The following is a 17,258-nucleotide window of genomic DNA, read 5'->3' as shown; positions in this document are numbered from 1 at the left end:
GTACGGCTATTGGAGGGTACGCACCCTTTAATTAAAATCCAGTTTAATTCGCAATGGTTGAGGATAAAATGGGAACCTTTTGAGCAATTTTATTCTTAAATTCCAAAGTTAAATTATCTCCTCGCCGATGCGCTTCCCAAGTTCCCGACGATAAACGGCTAATTTGCCATTGTCCCTGAAGATAATTTTCATCCTCAGAGACAGTACCCGTATAACTTACCAGGTCAGGAGAAGTCGTTAAATATTGTTTGGTGAAACTCACACCACGACCCACCACTGTCCCACTAATTTGAGCTTCTCCCAAATAACCCTCATCTAAAATATTCCCCGCCAAAGTATTCCCGCTTTGAATAAATGTTACTTCAAAACGAGTTGGAACTCCCTGTTGCCAATAAGTTCCGAGCCAAATTCCACTTAAATCAGCCATATTTTATCGTTAATCGTAGTTTCAAAATCAGTATTAATTTGAGCAACTTTGCCCTATTGATAAATTAACAAAATTTGAAACTTGACAGGGAGTCGGTAGATGAGCAATTAAAGTTTCTGTCCAAGGCGATAAAAAATTATCCCCCGGAATCTTGAGAAATTGTACCCGCAAACTAGGCATCACTGAACTTGCAGCTTGATCCAATTTAAACTTAGAACCTGTTTGATTAGTGCGGTAAACCCATCGTTGATTTTCATGACCGATCATCATCCGCCAACCCGTCACTAAACTTTGGGTACAAAACATCCCCGGTTCTGCTAACCCTAAACAGCCATCGGGCCATAGTTGTTCCTCCACCGCTTCCAAAGTTAATTCAGAACGCGATAAACCCGACTGTTGATGAATATCCTCAAACACAGTTTCTAAGAGGGAAGAAGGTACCTTAAAGGAATGATTTTGAGATTCTAAACGAATATTTCTCCCCTGAGCATCTGTGCGATAAACCCAAGTTTGGCGACTATCGGACACCACCACTCGCCATCCCCGCACTAACATTTGTCCACAGACTTCCTCTGCTGCTGCGAGTCCTAAACAGGTATCGGGCCAAGTTTGTTGACGCGCTTCTACGATTTTAAGATCGGTGAGCGCAACTCCTGATTGTTTAGCAATCATTTCCCGAACCTTTGTATCGACTAAAGCGGGTAAAACCGGAGCAGCCTCGGCATAATATTGTACCCTTTCAGGATTTAACGGTGTTGTTTCAAAAACAACTGGAATGGTTTTGGGTAACTGTCCTTTAACATTAAATAACGGGTTCGGTAACACACGATAAGTCGGTGTCACCGGGGAAGCAACTGTGGTGTTTGGGGATAGATCCCATAAGGATTGATTTTCAGGCTCCACAGAAGCCGAGAGACGGTTTTGAGCAACTGTCATGGAGTGAGAAAGCAGGGCTTGGGTCTGAGCAAAAGCAGATTGTACAACCGTTGGATAAGCTTCTATAGCTAAAACGCCAGTCAACATCAACGCCAAAATCAAAGGGCGGGGCTGCTTCTCATTTGCAGTGGAAGTCGCTCTCCAGCGACGGTTGGAGGGGCTAGGTTTCATGGGGAAGCATCCACGAATACTGGACAACTTATGGCACAGATGACACAGACATTCTAAGATTTGTTTCCTCTGATGCAGTTAAATCCTGTCATCTGGGAAAGATCCCTGTCTTAGAACATAAAACTGTGCAACGAGAGCTTCAACAACCTGAGTTTATTTTCCGGTATCGTCACCCAACTTTACGGATACAGTTCAATTCTGTTCCGAGGAAACGACTTGAGAAACTCGGTTTCTGGGTAAGATCAACAGACCCACAACTGTAGATTAGTCTGAAACCTTACTTAAGATTAGCGATTGCGCCCCATCCTAACATATCAATTGCTGAATTGCCTAGGGTTTGAGTGCAATGATTCCAAGACCTGCTAGGTTAATAATACCGTTAAAAATGGGAGTCAACAGAAATGGACATTTTGTTAGAGGGAGGATCGGTTTTACGCGAGCGAGATTATACTTTGATTATTGATAGTAGTAAGAGTATGGCAACCCTGGAACAATCTGAAGGTAAAAGTCGCTGGGCGTTGCTTCAAGAATCAATTTTAGCGATCGCCAGCTATTGTGAACAATTTGATCCTGATGGGATTACGCTTTATTTATTTTCTGATCAATTTCAACGCTATGAAAAAGTCACATCTGACAAAGTGATTTATATCTTTGAACAGCATCAACCTTCTGGAACAAATCGTTTATCTCCGGTGTTAAAAGATGCGACTGATCACTATTTTGGACAACGCGCAACGGAACAAGCCAAAGCCAATGGCGAAACCATTATTATTGTAACGTCTGGAGAAATTGAAAATCCCACAGCCCTCCGACAAATTATTATTGATGCTGCTAATCAACTTAACCGAGATGAAGAATTAGCCATTGAACTGATTCAAGTGGGTTCTAACGCCGATGTGACTCAGTTTTTCCACATCCTTGATGATGATTTACAAAGTCAAGGCGCTAAATTTGATATTTGTAATACAATTACTTTATCGGATTTAGGAGCGATGAGTTTAACGGATATGTTACTCAAAGCTATTGTTGATTAACAGGAAAATCAAAATTTTGAACAGAATGAACCCTTGATTTATTGTATCTTATGAAGATGATTATTTTTATTTTGAGGGATTGCTGATCATGTTAAATTCCTCCCTGCAAATGCTCGTTTCTCAATCTATCAAAACCTTAGATTCTATTTTGATAGACGGAACTTTGCCTGCATCAGAACGGGCTGCTGTGGCTTTTAAAATATTAGAATTGGCACAGAATATGACCCCAACGGTTTCTTCTGATTTGCCGTCTGCGATCGCCCCAACCCAACCTTTATCTTTACCCAAACTTAATTTTACCGATCCCAAACTATTTTTACATTTAGCAGCCTATCGAGATTCTGAACTTATTCCTACCCTTAAAGATGCGTTAAAAAAAGCCCACCGTCCTGAAAAAATAACCTTTGGAATTGTTTGGCAATTTATTCCAGGGGAAGATGAAATAATCACTGAAAAAATGCAGGAATTCCCCTGTAAAATGATAGAAATTGATGCCCGACAATCCCTCGGTGTTTGTTGGGCAAGATCCCTCGGTCAACGCTTACTCCATGATGAAGATTTTATTTTACAATTAGATAGTCACCATCGGTTTGTCGAAGGGTGGGATAGTTTATTATTGCAACAACTTGCCCAATGTCCGAGTCCCAAACCTGTCCTTTCTGCCTATACTCCCCCTTATATTCCCCCCGATGAAATTCCCCCAGGATATCCCTGTACTCGTTTAACCGCCCATCATTTTGATGAACATGGTATTCTGAGTTTTATTGCTGGAGAAAGTATCGCGTCCTATTCTGAACCTCAGTTAGGAATGTTTCTAGCCGGAGGATTTATTTTCGCCCCCCGACAATTTTATTTAGACGTTCCCTATGATCCCTTTTTGTATTTTCGCGGAGAAGAAATTACCCTTTCAACGAGAGCTTGGACAAAAGGATGGGATATTTTCTATCCTTATCAAATTACAATTTATCACTATTATACTCGCACCAATGCTAAAAAACATTGGGATATTAATTCCGAATGGTACAAATTAGAACAGAAATCCAGAGAACGTATCAAAAAAATATTAAGAATAACTCCTTTAGAATTAGATAGTTTAGAAATTTATGATATTGGCAATATCAGAACCTTAGAAGACTATCAAAGTTTTTGTGGGATTAATTTCAAAACCCAAGAAATATCAGAAACAGCCCAAAAAGGAATTCCCAGAAAATCAGTTATCAGTAATTCGTAAAGTAAGCATAACGCTAGAAATTAATCTTTGCGGAGTGTCTAGGGGCACTTTGACTATGCCTTTAAGAGTCCGTCTCTGGACTGCTGAAGAATCCCCGTCTCTTGAGAGCGGGGAGTATCAACAGCAGTAGCTTTCCGCCAAGTTACGGCGTTCTATCCTATATATAGGTTAGCTACTCAGCAATGGATGTCCGGCGACTCCATCCCGATAGACATAATTCAGGGGCAACTGGGAGTGAAAAAAATATTTTGCCAAGACTATTGCAATAATTGTTTACATTCTGTTATATTAATTTACATAAAGCCAAACAAGGATTCAAGATGATCACAACTCGCGGACAAATCATTGAAGATGGTGGGCGAGCTAATGTTTATGCCGTTGAACCCAAAATGTATGTCGATGATGCCCAGCAGTTTGGCTTCAGCGAATACGCCGAAAAACTCAATGGTCGGTTAGCAATGATTGGATTTGTTTCAGCATTGGCCATGGAAGTCCTGACTGGACATGGATTGATTGGCTGGCTAACAAGTCTATAAAAACAATATTGTCAAGAGATTTTGTACTGATTAATTTCTATTATTTTGGAGAATCCCAATGAAAACTGACTTTAACTTTCCTAACTACTACTTACTAGGCCCTGTTGTATTTAGACCCAGTTTTAATACTTCCTCTGAAGTGATCAATGCCAACCAAGCCTGGTCATTGTTCTTTACCGCAGGTCAAGAAGATAAGGTGCTAGGCTTTAATCAAGAATCAGGTCGTTTCTTCACAAACTTATTGATTGCTGTAGGTGTTGCCGGGGCTTTAGGAGCAATAATTTTTAGTAATATTGCTTAAATTATTCGGTATTTTGTACTTCCTATCTAATCAGATTTATTAAGTCCTGAAAATTATATTTTCGAGGGCTTTTTTTGTGATGATTAATAATGAATGGGGAATCCTTCACCTATTTGGCACAAACCCTGAAAAAATTTCGTCCTGAAGTTCTAGTGCAGACCATCCCTGGAATTTGTTCTCCCCTCGCGGCGGTAGCAAGTTTGGGTATTCCCCTCACCATTCGGGATCAAAAGTTGGCAATTTTACCTGCAATTTATGCGATCGCCGACTTAGAAACAACCCTGCACCAGGCGGATGTTGTGGTGTTGATGAAAGTGAGTTCCGTTTATCAGCAAGTTTGGGACGTGTTACAACGGTTCAATTTGCTAGAACAGGCTTATATTGTAGAAAGGGCGACCCTACCTAACCAAGTTATTTATACTGGGTTAAGCGATCGCCCCCATTTGCGTTTATCCTATTTTTCTATCTTGATTATCAAAACAACCCTGGCTCACACTGGGAAGCAAACGTGCTAAAACAGATAGGATTAATTAAATTTGTAATTTTATTCAAGTTTAAACTTTAACGTTTATTATGACGGCTTCGACAACATCCGTAACTGAATTTTTTCCCCCTACCTTTCGCCCACCCGTTGTGTTGTGTGTGTTGGCATCCTTGGGCGTTCATGGTTTATTTGCTGCCAATATTCAATATCTTAATTTTTACTCTAAATCGATTAAATTACCCCCAACGGTTCAAGTCGTTGAACTCTCTCCTGAACAAATTAGTCGCGTTTATCCGGCCCCTCCCCCCAAATTATCGTTTACCCCCTTAAACTCCCTTTCCCCGTCTTTATCGGTTCTTCCCGTCCCTTCGGCTGATAATATTGTTCCCCCCCCTGCACCGGAAGACTTTATGCAGGCGTCATCCCTCCCGGTGTGGCCAACGAATATTCCCTTACCACCCCCCAGTAATTCCCCCAGTTTACCCAGCTATCGTTTACCCCCCGTTGTTTCTCAAGAATCTAATTCTAAGAATCTCAATTCCGGTTCTCTAGGATTTACCCCTAACTCTAATCCGTCTTTATCCTTTGTTCCAGGGCCCCCTTTAGGTTTCGATAACTCTAATTCTCCCCCTCCCCCTGAACAATCTGGACAGTTAAAACAACCGGGAAGTTTACCCCCAAATGATGAATTAGCCTTGCGACAACAGTTAATCCGAGATTTGGGCCAGGATGTTGATTGTCCCCCCATGTTTAATAATGCCAATTGTGGCCCTAAAACCCCCAATCAAAACGATAATCCTACTAATACCCCACCCCCTGAAAATAATCCTAACGTTCAACCGTCTCACCCCAAAGGTTCAATTTTGGCAGGACTGGAAAAGGGTTTACAACAACAACCTTCTACTTCCAACCCCCAACCCCCCGAAGGTGTCGTTAATGAACAGCAAACAGCCATGTTACAAGGCGGAAGTTCCTATCTGAACTGGGTCAATGGTTTACTTACCAACTATCCTAATTTAGAAACCACCTCTCCCATCGGAGTTAATAATTTATATCCCAATGCAGCTTGTGAACAAAAGCTAACGGGGAAAGCGTTAATTGGGGTAGCGGTGAGTGAAACCGGGGAGATTTTACAAGGGCCAGAATTGTTATTAGCCACAGGTTATCCGGTGTTGGATGATGCGGCAAAAGCGGCTGTTGGGGAAATGAAGTTTGACCCAACCAATTCACCGAAAGCTTATCAAATTCAATTTCAGTTTAATAGTGAGGAGAATTGCAAAACCGTTAATAATCCAACTCCCCAACCTGCTAATACGCCTGCGGTTTCTTCCCCTCCTCCCGCACAACCCACGCCACCGACCTCGGAAACAGAACAACCTGCTAACCCAGTTGAACAAAAACCCCCGGAGTCTGACCAACCCAACCCCGAACAATCTCCTTCCCCCCAACCTCAACCTGAATCTAATCCTTAAATTAAAAGTTAGGAGTGGACTAACGACGAGCTTTTTTACGGGCTTTTCCTTCTCTTAATCCACTCCAACCGATGGTGAGATAACAACTGGCTAACAGCAAACTGGTTACGCCAATTCTGACATTGGATTTAAAACTTCCTTGTTTAGATTTCGTTTCGGTTTGCCGACGTCGTTCTTCAATATCCCGTTTAAATTGTTCATTTAATGCTGTAGCTTGCAGATTTAAAGCTTCGGGATTCTTTTTAAATTGTTCTAAGCGTTCTAATTCTTCCGGCGTTAGTTGTTGACTAGCGACATATTCTTCTAGTTTTTGATTATTTTGTAATAAATCGGTCATTTGAGTCTGTTGGAGTTGCAACTGTTCAGACACTTGTTTTTTGGCTTGTTCAGCTTCTTGATTGGCTTTTTCAATGGTTTGATTACTGGCGGCAGAAACACTACTGACATGAATGGGAATTAATAATAAATAAATAACTCCCAAAATCGCAGAAATCAAATAAACCCAAAATTTTAAACTATTAAATTTGGATTGAGTCTCATCGGCTGAAACTCCCGCTAAATCCTCTAAGCCATAGGCACAAAACATTAAGGCGATCGCTAAAACAGGAATAATTCCCTGCTCAACCATTTGGCTGGTAAACTGAACTTGCCATTCCACATCTCCTAGTTTTAGAGGAAAAAATAGTAAGACAATATTAACAACCGAAACAAAAAATAAAATTACTCCTGCTAATTTTAAAAAACCAGCTGCTTGAGATGGAATTTTACGAGAATTTGTGGATTTCATAGTCATATTTTTCCAAAATAACTATTCCTTAATACTCTCAGGTTTAAAATTACCTGGGATTGCAAATCTTCCTGATATTACCTCAAAAGGTTCTCCCTTGGCTGATGTCATTCCCTGAACCATTGACTTAACCTGTTGTCATATCCGTATTCGTACTGAAATTGCAATTTGTATAGTATTCGATTTTACTTTACATAAACTTTGTAAATGCTTTGATGATTTTACCTGAGTTTTACATTGTTCCATTGACCCAGAGCAGTTGAGAGAGCTATAATCAATGAAGAAATCAGGTTAGTGCGTTCCCTTAATACTGATGGGAAAACACCATAACCATTACTGTAAACTCATAAATTTTTATCTCCCCTAACTCAAAAATACACCTATGAAAAAATTACTAACCTCTATTGCTGGCGCAGGTTTATTCATGGTCACGGGATTAGCAGCCCCATCCCAGGCGGGGGTTTTCGGTGTCGATAGCACTGACCTCAATGATGTTCTTAATAAAAAAGTCACTTTAACGACAGAACAGGTAAATGTCCTTAGCGCTGTTTCCAAACAATTAAAGATTACTTCTACAACCCTGCTGAAAACTCCTAGTAAAATGGGTGGTTTGTACACAGGAACCACCGTTAGTACAAGCTCACCTCCCACTGGTGCCCTTGTCTACACCAAAAATTATGGAACTGGTGTTTGCAAAGTTCAGGCTGGTTGTGCTCTTAAAGCCATTGGTTTATCCTTAACCCTGCAATGCGCTAGCTCTGGAACTGACCCAGAAGCCTGGGCTAAATGTGTAAAAAATAAAGACAACGATAAATATATAGCAGCGTCTCAATGTATCTGGGGAACTTGTCCTGGATTTGCCACTTTGCCAAATGGTGGTGCTGCTTATGCTTGTACAACTCCCACGGACTCTGTTTTTGCGGGTAAAAGTTTGTTAAATCTTCCCAAAACCCTGAATAACTCTTCTACCCAACTCAGTTTACCTTCCCAAGGCTAAACCTCAAATGCTGATTTCCAATCATCACAACCCTTCCCGGTTAAGGAGGGGTTTTTGATTAGGGGAACAGGCAAATGGGCTTAAGATGAGTTATATTTTTAGGACTTACGCAAAAACCCGGTTTCTGAACCCAAAATTAAGTTTATAGTTCTTAGCCTTCAGGAGAAACCGGGTTTTTTATCCCCTTGTGCGTAAGTTCTGATAGTGCTACCCATGATTGGTGTTTGACAATGAGTGAATCCAGCAAACCCTTTCACTTCTTACTGTTCGGTGTTCCCTTGCGCGTAGCGGTATAGCAGTTAGCAATTTAACCACAAAGACGCAAAGAATCTGAAAACTGCTATTTCTACAGACAGCAAAAGAGGAGTTTGGCTCCTCTGTGATTGCTTAAGCGTCAATGATTAGTAGTTGTAATTAAGCTTATGAATGATTTTTGCGTTTGCTGGCTGCGAATAAACCGCCCAATGCTATCAAACCGAACATTGCAGAGGGTTCAGGAACAGAAGCCACATCATTAGGAATGGCTAGACCGAAACGATAAAGACCACTGTGGGAAACATTATCGGTTTTTTCCGTGTATCCAGTTTGTTCATCCGCTTGACCGGTTTTGTACAGGAATTTTGTAAGAGCATTGTCGCCTTCGCCTATTGTCACTTTCAGGACTTCACTGAACTTTAACCCAGAAATGTGATCCCAGTGACCCACTAATCCCAGATTGAGCATTCCGTTATCATCATTTACATAGTCAATATTGGCATTACTTACCCGTGAAAACAGATCTACGTCTTTGCCCAAGGCTCGTAACCCGAACAGTGCGGTTTCAACATCTATTTCATCAACATCAAACTTATAAGCTGTTAACGTTTTTTTTACATAAGCTTCTAAACCAGATCCTTCATTATTCCAAGCATCAGTAAACCAAGTATCAGCTAAACTGTTGCCATTTTCATCATACGTATAATACCAGTCATCGTAGGTTAAGCTGCTAAACGTATATTTTTTGCCCCCCATGAAACCTGTTAACGTGGAGGCTTGTTGATTTTCGTATCCTCCCCAGCCATCGGGGGTTCCAAAGCCAAATGTGTTAGGAGATCCAGTTTGACCAGCTAACTCAATATTACCCGCGCCTGCTTCCAGAGCAGCTGCCCAGTTAGCAGCATTATTGTCAACTTTATAGGTTTGGCTTCCGTTGTATCCGTAGGTGAGGTGTTGACCGCTAACGTTAACCCCTGTTAAGCTCCCAGCAAAAGCCGGGGCTATTCCAACCGCGCTCATTCCCACTGCGACGGAAGTGCCAATTAAGAGTTTTTTTAATAAAGCTGCCATGGGTTTTCTCCAGAAAGTAGAAGGTTTTCTTAGAATTTTGTCTATAGTGTGATGCTGAATCTTAATTAAAATCGATTTTGTTAGATTTTTTTGTGATTCATGTCACTTTAGACGATGATTGCTGACTAGGTTTTCTTAATATATAAAGTTCTCATTTCTTGTAAGAACTTTAGCACCCAAGTTTAATAGTGAGTTTCTGAACGCTTTGAGCTAGTAAGCTTTTCGAGTTCTTTTGTTTCTCTGTTGTTATTATAAACAATCTCGTGCAGATGTCTATAAACTTTTGGTCAATTTATCGGGATTTATGTAAAGATTGGGTAAATCTGTAATTTCAACTAGAAATAAGATTAATCAATATCCGTAGATTTACGGAATTGAGGTTTTTCAAAAAATTAACGAGCTTCTACTTTGCGTAATTTCCCCTAGAAAAAAGAGAGTCCGACAGAACTATATATTACCCAGCGTTCATCCTCGGTTTTTAGGGAATTTCCATTGAAAAAACCCTGTTTCCAGGCAAATGCTAGAACAGGGGATGAACAAAAAAAGAGTGAAAACCCTAAAAAATCAAGGGTTGAAGGTTTATAGAGATGATTGTAAAAACTTAGCCATGCGATTAACCGCCGTAACTAAGACTTCTGGAGGATGGACTAAGGCAAACCGCACATATCCTTCCCCCGATTTGCCAAACCCAACCCCTGGAGAAACCGCTACTCCCGTTTGTTCCACCAGTTGACGACAGAACCCAATAGAATCCTGTAACCAGGGTTCGGGTAGTTTAGCCCAAATATACATCGTGGCGTTGGGTTTGGGGACATTCCAACCGATATCCTGCATCGCTTGAATAAACGCATCCCGTCGTTGACGGAAAATCCCCATATTCTGAATAATATGATCCTGTGGCCCCGTTAAAGCGGCGATCGCCCCATTCAAAATCCCGATATATTGGTTAAAATCAACCGTTGCCTTAATCTGGCGTAAAGCCAAAATTAACTCCGCATTCCCAATGGCAAAGCCAATGCGGAACCCGCCCATATTGTAGGACTTAGAAAAGGTAAAGAACTCAATCGAAACGCTTTTATCGGGATCAGCTTGTAAAATTGAGGGAGCTAATTCTGCAACCGTCTGATCTTCTCCGTCTGGAAACACAAAATCCATATAGGGAAAATCATGAACTAAAACTAAATCATGGTTTTGGCAAAAGGCCACAGCCTGACGGAAGAATGATAAAGACCCCGTTGCAGATGTCGGGTTATGAGGATAACTCAACACCATCATCCGAGCTTGGGCTAAGACTGTTTCTGGAATTTCCTCAAACACGGGTAAAAAGCCATTTTCCGCCCGTAAGGGCATGGGATACATTTGACCCCCCGCTAAGTATACGCCGCCAATATGGGAGGGATAACCGGGATCTTGTAATAAGGCAAAATCACCAGGGTTGAGAATGGCTAAGGGTAAATGGGCCGTTCCTTCCTGGGAACCAATGAGTTGCAAAACCTCCGTTTCAGGATTAACGGCGATGCCATAACGATTGGTATACCACTGAGCAACGATTTCTCGAAACCCTTGAGTATTGCGAAATAACAGATAACCATGAGTAGCGGGATCAGACACAGAGTCCTGGATCGGCGTAATAATATGATCAGCAACGGGTAAATCTGAAGAACCCAAGGATAAATCAATTAAATCCTGTCCTGCTAATACAGCCTTGGCTTTGGCTCGATCCATATCAGCAAAAACATTAGAGCGTAACAGGTCTAAACGATTAGCAAATTTCATAATCAGTTATCAGTTGTCAGTTGCCAGTTAACAATTATCAGTTATCAATCGTGAGTTTTTAGTTTTTAGTCTGTAGTCAACCCCTACTAACTCATGACTGATAACTGATAACTGTTGACTGATTACTGTTTTATGACAAACCCGTGTTGAGCCATTCGATCAACTTAGGTTTGCTAATCGCCCCCTCATGAGATTGTACAATCTCTTGACTTTTAAATAATCTCAAAGCCGGAACTCCTTCAACCTTACACAGTTTGACGGTATCGGGATTGGGGTCTATTTCCATCTTAACCACTTTTACTTGCTCGTGATAGGTGGTGGCGATCGCCTCTATGGACGGGGAGACGAGCCGACAAGGGCCACACCAATCTGCCCAAAAATAAACTAAAACGGGTTGTTCAGCTTTCAGGACTTCGGAGTCAAATTGTGAATCTCGAATCACAAGAACGTTATTACTCATGGGTATTTGCGTGATTGACTTCGATACAAATCTTTATTCCAGATTAAACTGTCTTAGCACTCTTAAGTCGGGCAGACTATCCCCTTGCCACTGAGTTTAGGTTGAAATGCAGTAAAAATTAACAAAAACTATACGCTGTTAAATGCAAAGGAATATCCCCCCCTCTGATAGACTAAAACACTGGGAGTATGTAATCAATCCGGCAATCTCAAACTGTTGGGAGGAGAAAATTCTGTGGATAATGTTATTGGATTAGAGATTATTGAAGTCGTCGAGCAAGCTGCGATCGCTTCTGCTCGTTTGATGGGTAAGGGAGACAAAAATGAAGCCGACCATGTGGCGGTGGAAGCCATGCGTCAACGCATGAACCAAATTCACATGAGAGGACGGATCGTAATTGGAGAAGGGGAACGGGATGAAGCCCCTATGCTTTATATTGGTGAACAAGTCGGCATCTGTACTCAAGAAGATGCTGCCAAATATTGTAACCCCGATGAACTGATCGAAATTGATATCGCCGTTGACCCTTGCGAAGGGACAAACTTAGTCGCCTACGGTCAAAATGGATCGATGGCTGTATTAGCCATTTCTGAAAAAGGCGGTTTATTTGCAGCACCTGACTTCTATATGAAGAAGTTAGCAGCGCCTGTGGTAGCTAAAGGCCATGTTGATATTAATAAATCCGCCACTGAAAACCTGAAAATTCTCTCCGACTGCATGAACCGCGCCGTTGAGGATTTAGTGGTGGTGGTGATGGATCGTCCCCGTCACAAAGATCTGATCAATGAAATTCGGACGGCTGGTGCCCGTGTGCGTTTGATCAGTGATGGTGATGTTTCGGCTGCGATTTCCTGTGCCTTTTCGGGAACGAATATTCACGCACTCATGGGAATTGGGGCTGCACCCGAAGGCGTGATTTCTGCGGCGGCAATGCGGGCTTTAGGTGGTCACTTCCAAGGTCAGTTAATTTATGATCCTGAAGTGGTGAAAACCGGATTAATTGGGGAAAGCAAAGAAGGCAATATTGCTCGCCTCAAAGAAATGGGAATTACTGAACCGGATAAAGTCTATAATGCAGAGGAATTAGCTTCTGGTCAAACGGTGTTATTCGCAGCCTGTGGAATTACACCGGGTACTTTAATGGAAGGGGTACGCTTCTTTAACGGTGGTGCTCGGACTCAAAGTTTAGTCATTTCTTCTCAGTCGAAAACGGCTCGTTTTGTGGATACTATCCATATGTTTGAGTCACCTAAGAATATTCAGTTGCGCTAAGTAATCAGTTATCAGTTATCAGTTATCAGTTATCAGTTATCAGTTATTGGTTTTTATCCACCCATTGATAACGATTAACGATTAACGATTAACGGTTAACGACTAATAACTGTTTACTGATAACTGTTTACTGTTTAATTACCCATTTTTCAACCCGTATTTATAACAACTTTTGTATGAATATTGCTGTTGTCGGTTTAAGCCATAAGACCGCGCCTGTTGAAGTTCGCGAAAAATTGAGTATTCCTGAACCTCAGTTAGAAGCTGCGATCGCTCATTTATTAAGTTATCCTCATATTGAAGAAGTTGCGATTCTCAGCACCTGTAACCGTTTAGAAATTTACTTAGTCGCCACAGAAACTCAACCCGGAATTCGGGAAGTGACTCAATTTTTATCAGAAAAAAGTAAGTTATCTTTACATCAATTACGTCCCCATTTATTTACCCTGCTTCATGATGATGCCATTATGCACTTAATGCGAGTGGCGGCGGGTTTAGATAGTTTAGTTTTAGGGGAAGGACAAATTTTATCCCAAGTTAAACAAACTCATAAATTAAGTCAACAACATAAAGGGATTAGTCGCATTCTGAACCGTTTATTTACCCAAGCGTTAACAGCCGGAAAACGGGTCAGAACCGAAACTAGCATTGGTACAGGTGCAGTTTCAATTAGTTCTGCTGCGGTGGAATTAGTTCAAATGAAAGTGCAGAACTTAAGTAATTATCGCGTTGTCATTTTAGGGGCTGGTAAAATGTCTCGCCTATTGGTTCAGCATTTAATCTCTAAAGGTGCAAACCAAATTTCAATTTTGAATCGAACTTTAGGACGGGCAAAAGAATTAGCAAATCAATTTCCCGATGCTAATATACAGATTTATACAATGTCGGAAATGATGTCTGTGATGGCGGATTCTGATATTGTGTTTACCAGTACCTCAGCTACAGAACCCATTGTAGATCGGGCTAAATTAGAAACAATCTTAACCGTCTCTCAATCCTTAATGTTAGTGGATATTTCTGTTCCGCGAAATGTTGCTACAGATGTGAGTGAATTGGCAAATGTTCAAGCCTATAATGTGGATGATTTAAAAGCCGTTGTCGCGCAAAACCATGAAAGTCGCCGTCAAATGGCTCAGGAAGCCGAAGTTTTATTAGAAGAGGAAGTACAAGCCTTTGATGTTTGGTGGCGAAGTTTGGAAACAGTACCCGTGATTAATTGTTTACGGGATAAAATTGAAGGAATTCGAGAACAGGAGTTAGAAAAAGCCTTATCTCGCTTAGGTTCAGAATTTGCTGATAAGCATCAAGAAGTCATAGAAGCCTTAACGCGAGGAATTGTGAATAAAATTCTCCACGACCCGATGGTACAACTTCGCGCTCAACAGGATATTGAAGCTCGACGTCGGGCGATGCAAACCTTACAAACCTTATTTAATTTAGAGCCTGAAAAAAATTCCAGCCAGCAATATAGTTAGGTGGGATCTGTTTTTCCTGGATTGTTTCTACCAATAACGCGACGATCAAAAACAGTTTTTGATCGTCGTTAACCCTATTTGTCTAGGGAGATAGGGGAACTAATAACAATCTCCAAGGATTACAGCCCACGAAGAACCAAGGTTTCACCCCAGTTTGACAGACCATCATTAATTGAGAATCAAGCCAGAATCCCCTGTAAAAAGGGCGATCAGGTTTAGCCGAGGACATTAAAACTATTGAGTTTGCTTTCTCCCTAGAGCAAAAAATAACTAAAAACAGCCAGCCAAGGGATTTATAGACACCCCTAATCTAAAAAGTGGGTGATTGCAAAAGACCTCTTGAAATCCCTAAGCAAGCTTGCAATAATAAAAAACAGAAAGGCACATTACGAGGGTTTCAAGGAGCTGGAAGTGATGTGTTTATGGGAGCACAATACTTCCAGCGTTCTTGCTTTTTTTCAATGAAACCCGTCAAAGTTCGCCTAGTCATTAAAAAATCAAGTAGATCAGAGTGTATTTAGTAACAACACATCTGCTCAAAATTATACACAAAAATTGTCGAACAGGCTACATTGCTCTTCAAAAAACATTACAATTGCTACATTTATTCCCCTGAATAGGGACTTGCAAAGCAAGTCCTGTATTTTAATTTTGGATTGCGGTTTTTAGATCTTGACAAAATCGACCAATATCTGCTAAGGCTTGTTCCGGTGTTCCTTGAGCTAACCGTTTCACAAAAGCACTTCCAACAATCACCGCATCCGCACCCCAATCTCGCATTTGGGTGGCTTGTTCGGGTTGAGAAATGCCAAACCCAACTCCAATGGGTTTATCCGTGAGATTTCGCATTTCCTTGAGAATATCTTCAACACGGGTTTGGACTTGGGTACGCATTCCTGTCACTCCGGTCACACTGACTAAATAAATAAACCCTTGAGATTGACGGGCGATTAATTCAATTCGTTCTTTAGGGCTAGTCGGTGCCACCAGTAACGTGACTTCTATCCCAATTTGACGGGCAGGTTCTAGTAAGGTTTCGGCTTCTTCTAAGGGTAAATCCGGTACAACTAGACCCCTCGCCCCGGCTTGATAAATCTGTTCTAAAAAGGGTTTAATCCCTCGATGCAAAATGGGATTATAATAGGTAAATAAAATAATGGGGGCTTTCAGCGTTGGGCTAACCGTTGCCACCATTTCTAATACTTGATCTAAACGAGTTCCTTTTTGTAATGCACGAGTTGCTGCGGCTTGAATGACAGGCCCATCTGCTAAGGGGTCAGAATAAGGAACCCCCAATTCGATTAAATCGGCTCCATTTTGATCCAGAACTTGTAAGGCTTTCGCTGTTGTTTCTAAGTTCGGATCACCGGCGGTAATAAATGGAATTAAAGCACAGTTTTTTTTGTCCGAAACTCGTAAAGCTTCAAAGCATTGAGAAACAGAATTCATTCAAATTAAACTCAAATAAACTAATTAATTATCCAATAATTTCAGATCCATTGAAGAAGAGAAAAATAAAAGACTTAACTCTTTTTCTCTTCTTCAACTTCAGCTTGAAGTTGAGCAAGTTCTTCTGGAGTCATTTCTTCCAGTCGTTTTTGTAATACTGCATCTTCATAGTTTTTAAGTTGTTGGTTATAGGTCATTTTATGAGTACCAACTCGAAATAAATAAGTCAGTAACCAAATAACTAAACCGCCCACTAAAACCGCTTGACTCCAGATCCCGGCATCGACGCTATCAAACCCTATCCCTTGGAAGATTAGGTAAATCAATCCACCGCTCAAAAAGACAAGAATTGTAATGACAATGACATCAATTCGTCGCATTAGTTTGCCATTTTTCGGGGTTGAGGGCGTAAATTTATAAAAGGAGCGAGAAGAATTAATCCAGGGAAAAAGAAGAAGACTAAAAAGTACATAAATCCGCGTTCAAAGGAACTGGCTACATACCACCGAGCATTCATATAGGCATATAAAGCAGCCGGAAGCACTAATAAATAAGCACCAGCAAGGGCAGCATAGAGCAATAGGGTAATCAGTAGCATAATTGCAGGTTTAACAATAAACAGCAGCTAACGTTAGACAATTTTAAACTATAGCACCCACTGGAGGGAATAGGGACAGGGCTATTTGATTTTCTGCAAAAACGGGTATGACCTCTCCCCCGACCCGTCTCCTCTGAGGTGTTGTCAGAATAGTTCTCAAAGTCAAGATATTTGTCGAGCTATAGAATATTGGAAAGACTACAGGAGACGAGAAAATGCTGACCAGTGATAATTATCAAGACTCTCTGATTTTAGCCCTTAAAGATCCTATTCATGCGGCTGCCTATATTGATGCTATTTTAGAAGAAAAAGATCCTGAACCTGAACTTTTAAAACACGCGCTTCAAGATGTTTCAGAAGCTCTGGGGGAAGAAAGAATGTCTGAAGAACAGGCTAAACTTCATTTAGAGAAATTAAATTATTTTTTATCCGTTGAGGGAAGTCGAGAAATTTATTTATTAGGGTTATGGTTAAATACTTTAGGGTTAAAATTAACGGTAACAGTTAAAAACTAAGTCTTTAAAAA

The 17,258-nt window shown here is 41.0% G+C and carries 19 protein-coding genes; 10 read left to right on the top strand and 9 right to left on the bottom strand.

The features are described 5' to 3' along the window. Nucleotides 1-43: 43 nt before the first annotated feature. Both IQ236_RS11965 and IQ236_RS11960 read right to left on the bottom strand, forming a co-directional pair. Nucleotides 44-427 (bottom strand): hypothetical protein, encoded by a 384-nt coding sequence (locus IQ236_RS11965; protein ID WP_193869458.1) that lies wholly within the window; start codon nucleotides 425-427, stop codon nucleotides 44-46. A 33-nt stretch (nucleotides 428-460) separates the two neighbouring features. Continuing rightward, complete coding sequence (locus IQ236_RS11960; RefSeq protein WP_193869457.1) at nucleotides 461-1,534, bottom strand: hypothetical protein; 1,074 nt, start codon at nucleotides 1,532-1,534, stop codon at nucleotides 461-463. 401 nt (nucleotides 1,535-1,935) lie between these two features. On the opposite strand from IQ236_RS11960, the gene IQ236_RS11955 reads away from it, so the two are divergent. The 6 genes from IQ236_RS11955 to IQ236_RS11930 all read left to right on the top strand — a co-directional run bounded on the left by IQ236_RS11955 (nucleotide 1,936) and on the right by IQ236_RS11930 (nucleotide 6,592). Beyond that, nucleotides 1,936-2,568 carry a vWA domain-containing protein gene (locus IQ236_RS11955; RefSeq protein WP_193869456.1) on the top strand — a complete coding sequence of 211 codons (633 nt, stop codon included), beginning with the start codon at nucleotides 1,936-1,938 and terminating at the stop codon, nucleotides 2,566-2,568. An 88-nt stretch (nucleotides 2,569-2,656) separates the two neighbouring features. Further along, nucleotides 2,657-3,799, top strand: a complete 1,143-nt coding sequence (locus IQ236_RS11950; protein ID WP_193869455.1) for a GlcNAc-transferase family protein — start codon at nucleotides 2,657-2,659, stop codon at nucleotides 3,797-3,799. A gap of 320 nt (nucleotides 3,800-4,119) precedes the next feature. Continuing rightward, entirely contained in the window at nucleotides 4,120-4,335 is a 216-nt protein-coding gene (locus tag IQ236_RS11945; protein WP_193869469.1) for a chlorophyll a/b-binding protein, read from the top strand. Between the two features lie 58 nt (nucleotides 4,336-4,393). Further along, nucleotides 4,394-4,636 carry a hypothetical protein gene (locus tag IQ236_RS11940; protein WP_193869454.1) on the top strand — a complete coding sequence of 81 codons (243 nt, stop codon included), beginning with the start codon at nucleotides 4,394-4,396 and terminating at the stop codon, nucleotides 4,634-4,636. Between the two features lie 89 nt (nucleotides 4,637-4,725). Continuing rightward, nucleotides 4,726-5,151, top strand: a complete 426-nt coding sequence (locus IQ236_RS11935; RefSeq protein ID WP_193869453.1) for an SAM-dependent methyltransferase — start codon at nucleotides 4,726-4,728, stop codon at nucleotides 5,149-5,151. A 58-nt stretch (nucleotides 5,152-5,209) separates the two neighbouring features. Further along, nucleotides 5,210-6,592: an energy transducer TonB gene (locus IQ236_RS11930; protein ID WP_193869452.1), complete on the top strand. Its 1,383-nt coding sequence runs from the start codon at nucleotides 5,210-5,212 to the stop codon at nucleotides 6,590-6,592. Nucleotides 6,593-6,611: 19 nt separating this feature from the next. Here the strand turns inward: IQ236_RS11930 and IQ236_RS11925 are convergent, their stop codons facing one another. Further along, entirely contained in the window at nucleotides 6,612-7,379 is a 768-nt protein-coding gene (locus tag IQ236_RS11925) for an HpsJ family protein (RefSeq protein ID WP_193869451.1), read from the bottom strand. 382 nt (nucleotides 7,380-7,761) lie between these two features. Here IQ236_RS11925 and IQ236_RS11920 point away from each other — a divergent pair, with 382 nt between their 5' ends. Continuing rightward, on the top strand, nucleotides 7,762-8,376 hold the full coding sequence (locus IQ236_RS11920) for a hypothetical protein (RefSeq protein ID WP_193869450.1): 615 nt from the start codon (nucleotides 7,762-7,764) through the stop codon (nucleotides 8,374-8,376). A gap of 420 nt (nucleotides 8,377-8,796) precedes the next feature. On the opposite strand, the gene IQ236_RS11915 is transcribed toward IQ236_RS11920, so the two are convergent. From IQ236_RS11915 to IQ236_RS11905, 3 genes are all read right to left on the bottom strand, one after another. Beyond that, the gene (locus IQ236_RS11915; protein ID WP_193869449.1) at nucleotides 8,797-9,702 is read right to left on the bottom strand and encodes an NF038130 family PEP-CTERM protein; all 906 of its coding nucleotides are present in this window, start codon (nucleotides 9,700-9,702) and stop codon (nucleotides 8,797-8,799) included. A 579-nt stretch (nucleotides 9,703-10,281) separates the two neighbouring features. Continuing rightward, nucleotides 10,282-11,478, bottom strand: coding sequence for an LL-diaminopimelate aminotransferase (locus tag IQ236_RS11910; RefSeq protein WP_193869448.1), 1,197 nt, complete (start codon nucleotides 11,476-11,478; stop codon nucleotides 10,282-10,284). A 130-nt stretch (nucleotides 11,479-11,608) separates the two neighbouring features. After that, complete coding sequence (locus IQ236_RS11905; protein WP_193869447.1) at nucleotides 11,609-11,938, bottom strand: thioredoxin family protein; 330 nt, start codon at nucleotides 11,936-11,938, stop codon at nucleotides 11,609-11,611. A gap of 234 nt (nucleotides 11,939-12,172) precedes the next feature. Here IQ236_RS11905 and glpX point away from each other — a divergent pair, with 234 nt between their 5' ends. Continuing rightward, on the top strand, nucleotides 12,173-13,210 hold the full coding sequence (gene glpX, locus IQ236_RS11900; protein ID WP_190519190.1) for a class II fructose-bisphosphatase: 1,038 nt from the start codon (nucleotides 12,173-12,175) through the stop codon (nucleotides 13,208-13,210). 176 nt (nucleotides 13,211-13,386) lie between these two features. Next, complete coding sequence (locus IQ236_RS11895; RefSeq protein WP_193869446.1) at nucleotides 13,387-14,685, top strand: glutamyl-tRNA reductase; 1,299 nt, start codon at nucleotides 13,387-13,389, stop codon at nucleotides 14,683-14,685. A gap of 645 nt (nucleotides 14,686-15,330) precedes the next feature. Here the strand turns inward: IQ236_RS11895 and trpA are convergent. The 3 genes from trpA to ndhL all read right to left on the bottom strand — a co-directional run bounded on the left by trpA (nucleotide 15,331) and on the right by ndhL (nucleotide 16,732). Next, entirely contained in the window at nucleotides 15,331-16,134 is an 804-nt protein-coding gene (gene trpA / locus IQ236_RS11890; RefSeq protein WP_193869445.1) for a tryptophan synthase subunit alpha, read from the bottom strand. A gap of 74 nt (nucleotides 16,135-16,208) precedes the next feature. Beyond that, the gene (locus IQ236_RS11885) at nucleotides 16,209-16,514 is read right to left on the bottom strand and encodes a DUF3007 family protein (RefSeq protein ID WP_193869444.1); all 306 of its coding nucleotides are present in this window, start codon (nucleotides 16,512-16,514) and stop codon (nucleotides 16,209-16,211) included. Next, nucleotides 16,514-16,732: an NAD(P)H-quinone oxidoreductase subunit L gene (gene ndhL / locus IQ236_RS11880; protein ID WP_193869443.1), complete on the bottom strand. Its 219-nt coding sequence runs from the start codon at nucleotides 16,730-16,732 to the stop codon at nucleotides 16,514-16,516. The genes IQ236_RS11885 and ndhL overlap by 1 nt, the downstream gene beginning before the upstream one ends. 215 nt (nucleotides 16,733-16,947) lie before the next feature. On the opposite strand from ndhL, the gene IQ236_RS11875 reads away from it, so the two are divergent. Further along, nucleotides 16,948-17,247, top strand: coding sequence for a helix-turn-helix domain-containing transcriptional regulator (locus tag IQ236_RS11875; RefSeq protein WP_193869442.1), 300 nt, complete (start codon nucleotides 16,948-16,950; stop codon nucleotides 17,245-17,247). Nucleotides 17,248-17,258: the final 11 nt, after the last annotated feature.

The organism is Planktothrix mougeotii LEGE 06226 (assembly GCF_015207485.1).
In the GTDB taxonomy this organism is placed as follows: domain Bacteria; phylum Cyanobacteriota; class Cyanobacteriia; order Cyanobacteriales; family Microcoleaceae; genus Planktothrix.
Note: the sequence above shows the minus strand (reverse complement) of the source record. Positions and strands in the feature narration are given on the sequence as shown.

Bases quoted from the DNA above. Each gene is read 5' to 3' on its own strand.
- IQ236_RS11965 (WP_193869458.1), bottom strand. From the start codon at position 427: ATGGCTGATTTAAGTGGAATTTGGCTCGGAACTTATTGGCAACAGGGA.
- IQ236_RS11960 (WP_193869457.1), bottom strand. From the start codon at position 1,534: ATGAAACCTAGCCCCTCCAACCGTCGCTGGAGAGCGACTTCCACTGCA.
- IQ236_RS11955 (WP_193869456.1), top strand. From the start codon at position 1,936: ATGGACATTTTGTTAGAGGGAGGATCGGTTTTACGCGAGCGAGATTAT.
- IQ236_RS11950 (WP_193869455.1), top strand. From the start codon at position 2,657: ATGTTAAATTCCTCCCTGCAAATGCTCGTTTCTCAATCTATCAAAACC.
- IQ236_RS11945 (WP_193869469.1), top strand. From the start codon at position 4,120: ATGATCACAACTCGCGGACAAATCATTGAAGATGGTGGGCGAGCTAAT.
- IQ236_RS11940 (WP_193869454.1), top strand. From the start codon at position 4,394: ATGAAAACTGACTTTAACTTTCCTAACTACTACTTACTAGGCCCTGTT.
- IQ236_RS11935 (WP_193869453.1), top strand. From the start codon at position 4,726: ATGAATGGGGAATCCTTCACCTATTTGGCACAAACCCTGAAAAAATTT.
- IQ236_RS11930 (WP_193869452.1), top strand. From the start codon at position 5,210: ATGACGGCTTCGACAACATCCGTAACTGAATTTTTTCCCCCTACCTTT.
- IQ236_RS11925 (WP_193869451.1), bottom strand. From the start codon at position 7,379: ATGAAATCCACAAATTCTCGTAAAATTCCATCTCAAGCAGCTGGTTTT.
- IQ236_RS11920 (WP_193869450.1), top strand. From the start codon at position 7,762: ATGAAAAAATTACTAACCTCTATTGCTGGCGCAGGTTTATTCATGGTC.
- IQ236_RS11915 (WP_193869449.1), bottom strand. From the start codon at position 9,702: ATGGCAGCTTTATTAAAAAAACTCTTAATTGGCACTTCCGTCGCAGTG.
- IQ236_RS11910 (WP_193869448.1), bottom strand. From the start codon at position 11,478: ATGAAATTTGCTAATCGTTTAGACCTGTTACGCTCTAATGTTTTTGCT.
- IQ236_RS11905 (WP_193869447.1), bottom strand. From the start codon at position 11,938: ATGAGTAATAACGTTCTTGTGATTCGAGATTCACAATTTGACTCCGAA.
- IQ236_RS11895 (WP_193869446.1), top strand. From the start codon at position 13,387: ATGAATATTGCTGTTGTCGGTTTAAGCCATAAGACCGCGCCTGTTGAA.
- trpA (WP_193869445.1), bottom strand. From the start codon at position 16,134: ATGAATTCTGTTTCTCAATGCTTTGAAGCTTTACGAGTTTCGGACAAA.
- IQ236_RS11885 (WP_193869444.1), bottom strand. From the start codon at position 16,514: ATGCGACGAATTGATGTCATTGTCATTACAATTCTTGTCTTTTTGAGC.
- ndhL (WP_193869443.1), bottom strand. From the start codon at position 16,732: ATGCTACTGATTACCCTATTGCTCTATGCTGCCCTTGCTGGTGCTTAT.
- IQ236_RS11875 (WP_193869442.1), top strand. From the start codon at position 16,948: ATGCTGACCAGTGATAATTATCAAGACTCTCTGATTTTAGCCCTTAAA.